General features: G+C 70.5%; 6 protein-coding genes and 2 pseudogenes. 5 read left to right on the top strand and 3 right to left on the bottom strand.

Annotated features, from left to right (window positions below; translation table 11 throughout):
• Both F0L68_RS43540 and F0L68_RS15170 read right to left on the bottom strand, forming a co-directional pair.
• Nucleotides 1-220: pseudogene (locus F0L68_RS43540) on the bottom strand (hypothetical protein); the annotation flags it as partial.
• Nucleotides 221-720: 500 nt separating this feature from the next.
• Entirely contained in the window at nt 721-1,539 is an 819-nt protein-coding gene (locus F0L68_RS15170) for a universal stress protein (protein WP_188316589.1), read from the bottom strand.
• A gap of 369 nt (nt 1,540-1,908) precedes the next feature.
• Here F0L68_RS15170 and F0L68_RS15165 point away from each other — a divergent pair.
• From F0L68_RS15165 to F0L68_RS15145, 5 genes and pseudogenes are all read left to right on the top strand, one after another.
• Nucleotides 1,909-3,078, top strand: a pseudogene (locus tag F0L68_RS15165) (phosphoketolase family protein); the annotation flags it as partial.
• Nucleotides 2,967-3,416, top strand: a complete 450-nt coding sequence (locus tag F0L68_RS15160) for an acetate and sugar kinases/Hsc70/actin family protein (RefSeq protein ID WP_306463153.1) — start codon at nt 2,967-2,969, stop codon at nt 3,414-3,416. The pseudogene F0L68_RS15165 and the gene F0L68_RS15160, both read left to right, overlap by 112 nt.
• Before the next feature lie 19 nt (nt 3,417-3,435).
• Nucleotides 3,436-3,957, top strand: coding sequence for a universal stress protein (locus tag F0L68_RS15155; RefSeq protein ID WP_149850208.1), 522 nt, complete (start codon nt 3,436-3,438; stop codon nt 3,955-3,957).
• Between the two features lie 25 nt (nt 3,958-3,982).
• Nucleotides 3,983-5,440: an MBL fold metallo-hydrolase RNA specificity domain-containing protein gene (locus F0L68_RS15150; protein WP_149850207.1), complete on the top strand. Its 1,458-nt coding sequence runs from the start codon at nt 3,983-3,985 to the stop codon at nt 5,438-5,440.
• 44 nt (nt 5,441-5,484) lie between these two features.
• Nucleotides 5,485-6,123 carry a DoxX family membrane protein gene (locus F0L68_RS15145; protein WP_149850206.1) on the top strand — a complete coding sequence of 213 codons (639 nt, stop codon included), beginning with the start codon at nt 5,485-5,487 and terminating at the stop codon, nt 6,121-6,123.
• 586 nt (nt 6,124-6,709) lie between these two features.
• On the opposite strand, the gene F0L68_RS15140 is transcribed toward F0L68_RS15145, so the two are convergent.
• On the bottom strand, nt 6,710-7,714 hold the full coding sequence (locus F0L68_RS15140) for an NsdA family TPR-like regulatory protein (RefSeq protein ID WP_149850205.1): 1,005 nt from the start codon (nt 7,712-7,714) through the stop codon (nt 6,710-6,712).
• Nucleotides 7,715-7,724 lie beyond the last annotated feature (10 nt).

The raw sequence follows: 7,724 nt of genomic DNA, 5'->3' as shown, positions 1-7,724 counted from the left end.
TTAGACGCGACGGTCTACTAGTGTCCGCGCCAGGGGACAGCACCGTGAGGGCTGCCCGGTCGGTCCGGTTGAATGGCGGGCGTGGGGTGCTGCGGCGCAGCACCGCGACCTCGTGGCGAAGCGCGAGTATCTCCGTGTCTTTGGGTACTGAGGACCGGGCGAACAGCGCCAGCCAGGTCAACCCTTGGGCCAAGACCCGGTAGAACAGTCGGGCAGTCACGGCCCACCGATCAGATCATTGAATGCGCGACTCAGCTGGTCAAGGCTACTGACCAGATTCTCGATCAGGGTGGGCCCGCCGGTTCGAAGAGGACACCGCCCGGCTGGCCAGCCAGTTGAGTGAGCACCCCACCCCGCAGGACAGCGAGCACGTGCTGGGCATGATGATGGTGACCAGCCTGAGCGTTGACTGGCCCCACGTGGTGTCGTGACATCCGCTTCGCCGCGTGGAATCAGGTCGACGGTCTGCCGGACGCGGCCGCCGCCTGACGCGCGGTGCCATCAGAATCCCAGCCTGCCTCGAACACCCCGGCCACCACACAACCTGACAGTGTCTTGGCCGGCCTCACGGTCGCGACTCGCACGGACAGCGCGTCACCGGCCAACGTACGCAGTGACCTGTCGGGCACTCACCAGCGAGGAGCTTCTCCAGGCGTACCTACCCGCCGGCCTGTGCGTGGCCGGCGGTGGCGTGTCTGATAGCGCGGACCGTGATGCTCCTCAGCGCACGACGAGGACGGGGCACCAGGCGTGGTGCAGGGCGGCCTTGGTGATGGTGCCGCACTGGTTTCCGCGAGGGTTGCCGTGTCCGACGACCAGCCGGTCGGTGTCGGTGTAGCGGGAAACCAGTTCGTAGGGGTGGCACCGAACGACTTCAAGGCAGGTCGACGGGCAGCGGTCGAGCAGCGCGAGCTGCGCTTCTGCCTGTGCCAGCGCGGAATGCGCGTCGGTCTCGACCAGTTCTGGCCGGCTGGCCGGTAGCGCCAAGGCGTGCGCGACGCGCAGCTTCGCCCGGTGGGTCAGGGCCATCTCGGCGGCGTGGCGCAGCACGGCCGCGTCCCGGTCGCCGCCGTCGACCAGTGCGGTCACGCGGTGGTGCTCGCCGTGGACGGCGGCGTGGTGGCCGCGGACGACGACGGTGGGGCATCGGGTCGCCTGGAGCAGTGGCAGTACGACGCTGCCGAGCCCGAGGTAGGAGTGCGTGTGGCCCCGGTAGCCCAGGACCAGCAGGTCGCTGGTGCGGCTGGCCTGCACCAGCCGGGCGACCGGGTCGCCGTCCAGGCTCCCGGCGCGAAGGTGCAGCAGGGGGAACGTTGTGGTGATGTGGCTGAGGCCGATGTCGCCGGGCACGTCGGTCGGGATGGTCGAGCGGTCGGCTGGCTGCCACACCTGGAGTTCGGCGCCCCGCACCCAGGCGTGGCCGGCGGCCCAGTTGAGCGCCGCGTCACCCCAGTAGGAGCCGTCGCTGCCCACCACCACCCGCGTCGTGGTCGTGATCGGCGACGGGCGTTGGAGGACGCGGTTCTCGGTGATGGTCATCCTTGCCTCCCTTGGCGGGTACCGGTGGCGCGCCTCGCAGCCTCGTCCGGTCCGGCAGGGCCTGCCAGGGCCCATCGAACGGTCGGTGTGGACCGAAGGTCCTCGGTGTCAGAGGTCGGTCGCCGCTGTCGGTCTCCGCAGTGCCGTGAGGAGATTTGACTCGAGGCGAAACGGAGGTTCGCGATGTCCGGCTCGGTGCTTGATGCCCAGATCCTGTGGTGGTTGGTGTTCCTGGGGATGGTGCTGGTCGTGACGGTCGCGTTGATCGCCGTGGACGTTCGCCGTCGGTGGCGGCGCGGCGCGGGCCGGTGGCCTCGCACCCCTTCGCACCGATCTTGATCGAGACCCATGAATTCGACGGGAGTGTCGATGACCATCCACACGGCGGTCCCCGCCACCGAGCAGTTGGGCACCGACCCACTGGCCCTGGAACGGGTGGACGCGTGGTGGCGCGCGGCGAACTATCTCGCTGTCGGGCAGATCTACCTGATGGACAACCCGCTGCTGCGGCAACCGCTTGGGCCCGAGGACGTGAAGCCGAGGCTGCTAGGTCACTGGGGCACGGTGCCCGGCCTGACGCTGACCTACGCCCATCTCAACCGGGCGATCATGGCCCGAGGACTGTCCGTGCTGTTCGTGGCCGGGCCGGGGCACGGGGCGGCCGGGCTGAACGCCGCCGCCTGGCTGGAGGGCACCTATTCCGAGCTGTATCCCGACATCGCTCAGGACGCCGAGGGGATGCGCCGCCTGTTCCGGCAGTTCTCCTTTCCTGGCGGGATCCCCAGCCACGCGTCGGCGCACCTGCCCGGCTCGATCCACGAGGGCGGGGAGTTGGGGTACTCGTTGGCGCACGCGACCGGCGCCGCCCTGGACAATCCCGATCTGGTGGTCGCGTGCGTGGTCGGCGACGGTGAGGCGGAGACCGGGCCGCTGGCGGCGAGCTGGCACGCGCCGGCGTTTCTCAATCCGGCCCGTGACGGGGCCGTGCTGCCCATCCTGCACCTCAACGGCTACAAGATCGCCAACCCGACAGTGCTGTCTCGCCTGCCGCGCAACGATCTCACCGCGATGCTGCTGGGGTACGGGTGGCGGCCGGTGGAGGTCGAGGGCGACGATCCGTTCGAGGTGCACGCCGCCTACGCCCACGCCGTGGACCAGTGCCTCGACGAGATCGGGGAACTTCAGCACGAGGCCCGGCGGGGACTGATCCGGCGCGGCACCCGCCGGCCGATGATCGTGCTGCGCACTCCCAAGGGATGGACCGGGCCGGCCGAGGTCGACGGTCTCCGGGTCGAGGGCTCCTGGCGGGCCCACCAGGTGCCGTTGACGGCGGTGCGCGAGAACCCGGAACACCTGGCGATGCTGGAGAACTGGCTGCGGTCCTACCGGCCGGGTGAGCTGTTCGACGAGGATGGCGCGCCGGTGCCGTGGGTGGGGTGCTGGCGTCCTCAGGGCGAGGCGCGGATGAGCGCGAACCCGGTGGCACACGGGTTGGCGCAGCACGATCTGCGGCTGCCCGAGCCGGCCGAGCACGCGGTGGCGGGGACTCCCGCGCCGCGCTGGCGGTGCGGGTGTACCTGCACCGGCTGCGTCGCGAGATCGCCGCATCCCTGGTGTCCCTGGACGGCCTCGACGCTCTCGTGCTGACCGGCGGCGTGCTCGAACACCTTCCCGGCCTGCGCGCCGAACTCCTGCACGGCCTGACGCACCTGGGGATCGCCGTCGACACGCCGCGCAATCTCGGTTCGGGCGACCGGGTGATCAGCCCGCCCGGCGCCGGCGCCACGGTCGTCGTGCTGACGGCCAGAGAGGACCTGGTGATCGCCCGCGACGTCGACCTCCTCCTGCAACGTCAACCAGTTGGCTCGAACGCGTGAGACAGACGAAAGGAAAGCCATGAACGCCAACAACAACGAGGACCGGGAGCGCATCGTCGTCGGTGTCGATGGTTCACCGGCCAGCACCGAGGCGCTGCGCTGGGCGCTGGAGGAGGCCGCCCGCCGCGACGCCGTGGTCGACGCGGTCATCGCCTGGCAGTCCGAGCCGCAGCTGGCCGGGCCACAACCCGTGCTCGCGCTGCCCTACCAACAGCCGGAGAAGATCCGCGACGAGCACGCCGAGGTGCTCAGCGAGACCGTGACCAAGACCGGCGTCGGCGACGAGAACCTCGGGGTACTTCAGCATGTGATCGCTGGCTGGGCGCCGAAAGCGCTCGTCGACCACGCCAGGGGCGCGTCCCTGCTGGTGGTCGGCAGCCACGGCCACTCCTGGATCACCGAGAAGCTCCTGGGCACCGTCAGCGCCTACTGCGTGCGGCACGCTCCCTGCCCCGTGGTCATCATCCCCGCCCACACCGACGCCGACCAACAGCCCGACCCGGCCGCCGACGAACAGTTCGTGGTCGGCCCGGCGCTCTGAGCGCCACCAGAACCAGGAGCACGGCATGGCTTCCACACAGGACACCCTCGCAGTCGGCATCTCCCGACCCACCCAGCGACAGCGCACCAGGACGGGACGGCCGGCGATCACCTTTCTCGGCGGCGCGGGCACTGTCACCGGGAGCAAGTTCCTCGTCGAGGCCTGCCCCTCGGGTGTCCTGGTGGACTGCGGCCTGTTCCAGGGGCTGGCGCCGCTGCGCCGCCGCAACTGGCAGACACCGCCGCTGGACCTGGACCGGCTCGACGCGGTCGTGCTGGCCCACGCCCACCTCGACCCCTGCGGCTACCTGCCCGTGCTGGCCCGAGCGGGCTGGCACGGGCCGGTCTACGCGACACCGGGCACTGTTCGGCTGGCCGCGATCGTGCTCGCCGACAGCGCGCACCTGCTCATGGAGGAAGCCACCCACGCCAACGCGGCGGGTTGGTCCAAGCACCGCCCCGCGCTGCCGTTCTACGATGAACGGGATGCGGCGAAAGCCCTCCGGCTGCTGCGGCCCGTCGACTTCGGGGTGCCCATCGAGCTCGCCGAGGGCATCAGCGTCGAGTTCGGCCGCGCCGGGCACATTCTCGGCTCCGCCTGGGCACACCTGTGGCTGACCGGCGGCGGGATTTCCAGGAGCCTGGTCGCCAGCGGTGACCTCGGCCGGCCCGTGCACCGCGTGCTGCGCCCGCCGCAACCGAGGCCCGACTGCGACGCGTTGCTGCTGGAGTCCACCTACGGCGGCCGCGACCACCACGACGAGCACGCCACCGAGCGGCTCGCCGAGTTGGTGTGCCGCACGATCGGCCGGGGCGGCAGCGTCCTCATCCCGGCGTTCGCCGTGGACCGCACCGAGGTGATCCTCGTCGAGCTGGCCAAGCTGGCGCGCGCGGGCGCCATCCCCGACGTGCCGGTGTTCGTGGACAGCCCGATGGCCCTGGCCTCGCTGCGGGTCTACCGGCAGGCCCTTCAGGAGGGCTGGCCCGAGATCAGACCCGAGTTCGCCGACGCCGTCGACCCGTTCGATCCCGGACACCTGGCCGAACTGCACTCGGTGGAGGAGTCCATGAGCGTCAACGACCCGCGCATGCCCTCGATCATCATCTCCGCCTCTGGCATGGCCACCGGCGGCCGGGTGCTGCACCACCTGACCCACCTGCTGCCCGACCGCAGACACACGATCCTCATCGTGGGCTTCGCCGCCGCCGGCACCCGCGCGCGGCAGCTCGCCGCCGGGGCGCGGGAGATCAAGATCCACGGACGCTACGTGCCGGTGCGCGCCGACGTCGAGGTCCTCGACGCGTTCAGCGCTTACGCGGACGCCTCCGAGCTGGTCGCCTGGGCCACGGCGGCACCGACACCGGACGCCACCTACCTCGTGCACGGTGAACCGGACGGCGCCGCGCGGTTGGCCGACCGACGGCGCGAGGACCACGACTGGTGCGCCGTCCTACCTCGCGACGGCGAACGCGTCCTCGTCTGAAAACACTGACACAGCAAGGAAGTCACGACACAAGGAGGCACCTCATGTCCACTCCGCACAAGGCTCGGCCCGTCACAGAGGCTTCGATCCCCGTACAACGCGTCGACAGGACCACCGCGCCAGGCACACCGGCAGGGGATCCGGTCCCCGAATCCACTCGCGGCCCGGCCGTCGCGGCACGGGCCCTCGCGGTGCTGCGGATGGCGACCGGCTTCGTGTTCCTGTGGGCCTTCGTCGACAAGCTGTTCGGCTGGGGCTACGCGACCCAGTCCAAGAACGCCTGGGTCAACGGCGGTTCGCCGACCAAGGGCTTCCTCAGCGGCGTCCACGCGGGTCCGTTCCAGTCGATGTTCCACTCCTGGGCCGGCGCGGGCTGGGCGGACTGGCTGTTCATGCTCGGCCTGCTCAGCATCGGCCTGGCGGCGACGCTCGGTGTCGCGCTGCGGATCGCCGCGGTCGCCGGCACGCTGATGATGCTGTTCATGTGGGTCGCCGAATGGCCCTTCGCGCAGCACACCGCCACCGGCGCGGCGAGCGGCTCGACCAATCCGCTGGTGGACTACCACATCGTCTACGCACTGGCTCTGATCGTCGCCGCGGCCGCCTACGCGGGCAACACCTGGGGGCTGGGCAGGATGTGGTCGCGACTCAGCGTCGTCAGCGCCAACCGCTGGCTGCTCTGACCTACCCGCCGACAACGAGCAAGGGCCCCGAGCGATGCTCGGGGCCTTCCGCCTGGCGGACAGGCGCTATCGACGCCCGAGGGGCCGCTGCACTGCCCGCGAGGCCACTGCCTCCACCTCCATGCTGACCAACAACTGCTGCCGGTGTCCTGACCGCACGCGGACGGATTTGCTGTTCGGTGCGGCGATGACCGTGGCGGCCACGGATGCGGCGACGCGGTCAGGCTCCGTAGCCCCTCCGGACCGTGCCAACCGGTTTCCTGAGCGCTGACCCTGCGTGCACTGTCCTAAATGGATCTTTTGGGGGCGTCGACAGGGCGATGAGTCAGGCGGGCAGGAACCGCAACCGGTCGGGGTGGCTGGTCGAGACAGTCGGGGCCTTCCGGTCGGGGACGGGAAGGCCGGTGCTCGCTACCGTGGCCGGGTTCTCCACGCGGTGGTGAACCGGACGGCGGTCCGAACTCTTCAATCGTGCGGTCATCCACGCCCGGCGCACCCTGGTTTTGCCTTGACCTTCAGGTGTGCCTCCCAACATCTTGCCTTTCGAGATCCCGAACAGTTGACCTGATCTGTTGTGCCAGCTCGTTCACCCGGTTCCTTCCAGGCGATCCTGGCTGACCGAGGAGGCGTTCGTCGCGGCGGCGCGCAGGGTCGTGATGTGGTCGATCAGGTCGCAGGTGTCGCTGTGGCGTTGATGGCGGCACGCCTCGTTGCGCAGGGGGCGCAGCCGGTCGAGGACGCGGGTGCAGTCCAGGTACGCGGCCGTGTCCACGGCTCGCAGGCCCACTCGCACGCCGTCGTCAAGGTTGCCGTCGACCAGGTGCGCGGTGGCCAGGGCGGTCAGGCTGAAGGCGCGGCTGCGCGCCATGTCGGGACCGAAGCCGGCCGCCGCGGCAGTCAGCTCGGGAATCGCGTCGGTGGCGTAGGTCGGGTCGACGTGGACGGCTAGCTCTGCGTGGATCACTCCGGTGATGGCGGTCAGGTCGGTCTGGTCGAAGAACGCCGTCCACGGTGCTGGCGGGTGGGAGGTGCTGCGGGTGAAGGCAAGGCGGGCCTGCTCCAGCAGGCGCACTGCGTCGGTGGCGTGTCCCATCGTCGCGGCGGCCCACGCCTGGTTGGCGGACAGGATGGCCAGCGCGTGGGCCGAGCCGGCGCGGCGGGCGACGTGCTCGCCGAGCTGGAAGCAGGTCGTGGCCTGGTCGGGCTGGTCGTGGTGGAGGTGGACGCGGCCGATCCGGTAGTAGATGTTGGCGGTCAGACCAGGATTCGGGGCCAGGCGGGCCAGGTCGAGGGCGTGGCCGAACTGGGCGCGGGCGTCGGGGACCAGGCCGGTGTCGAAGCAGGTCCAGCCGGCCAGGTTGTGCAGGTCGGCCACGGCCGAGTACAGGCGGGCGGTGACCTTGTCGCTGGCGGTGGCCCACAGCAGCGGGCGGGTCTCGGCCAGGTGGTCCAGCACCGCCTGCCGGCAGGACCCGCCGCCCTTGCGGTAGTCCATGGCCCGGCACTGCGCGGTGATGGCCTCGATCCGCCGCACGTCGGCCATGCCGACGTGATGGGGGACGGTGGGATGCGGGTCGTCGTGTCGCTGCACGGTACACCTC

The sequence above is a fragment of the Solihabitans fulvus genome, from assembly GCF_008386585.1.
Classification (GTDB): Bacteria; Actinomycetota; Actinomycetes; order Mycobacteriales; family Pseudonocardiaceae; genus Solihabitans; species Solihabitans fulvus.
The sequence above is the reverse complement of the archived record's forward strand: the minus strand, read 5'-3'. Positions and strand labels throughout refer to the sequence as shown.

Excerpts from the sequence above, each read along its gene's own strand:
- F0L68_RS15150 (WP_149850207.1), top strand. The coding sequence starts at position 3,983 with ATGGCTTCCACACAGGACACCCTCGCAGTCGGCATCTCCCGACCCACC.
- F0L68_RS15170 (WP_188316589.1), bottom strand. The coding sequence starts at position 1,539 with ATGACCATCACCGAGAACCGCGTCCTCCAACGCCCGTCGCCGATCACG.
- F0L68_RS15155 (WP_149850208.1), top strand. The coding sequence starts at position 3,436 with ATGAACGCCAACAACAACGAGGACCGGGAGCGCATCGTCGTCGGTGTC.
- F0L68_RS15145 (WP_149850206.1), top strand. The coding sequence starts at position 5,485 with ATGTCCACTCCGCACAAGGCTCGGCCCGTCACAGAGGCTTCGATCCCC.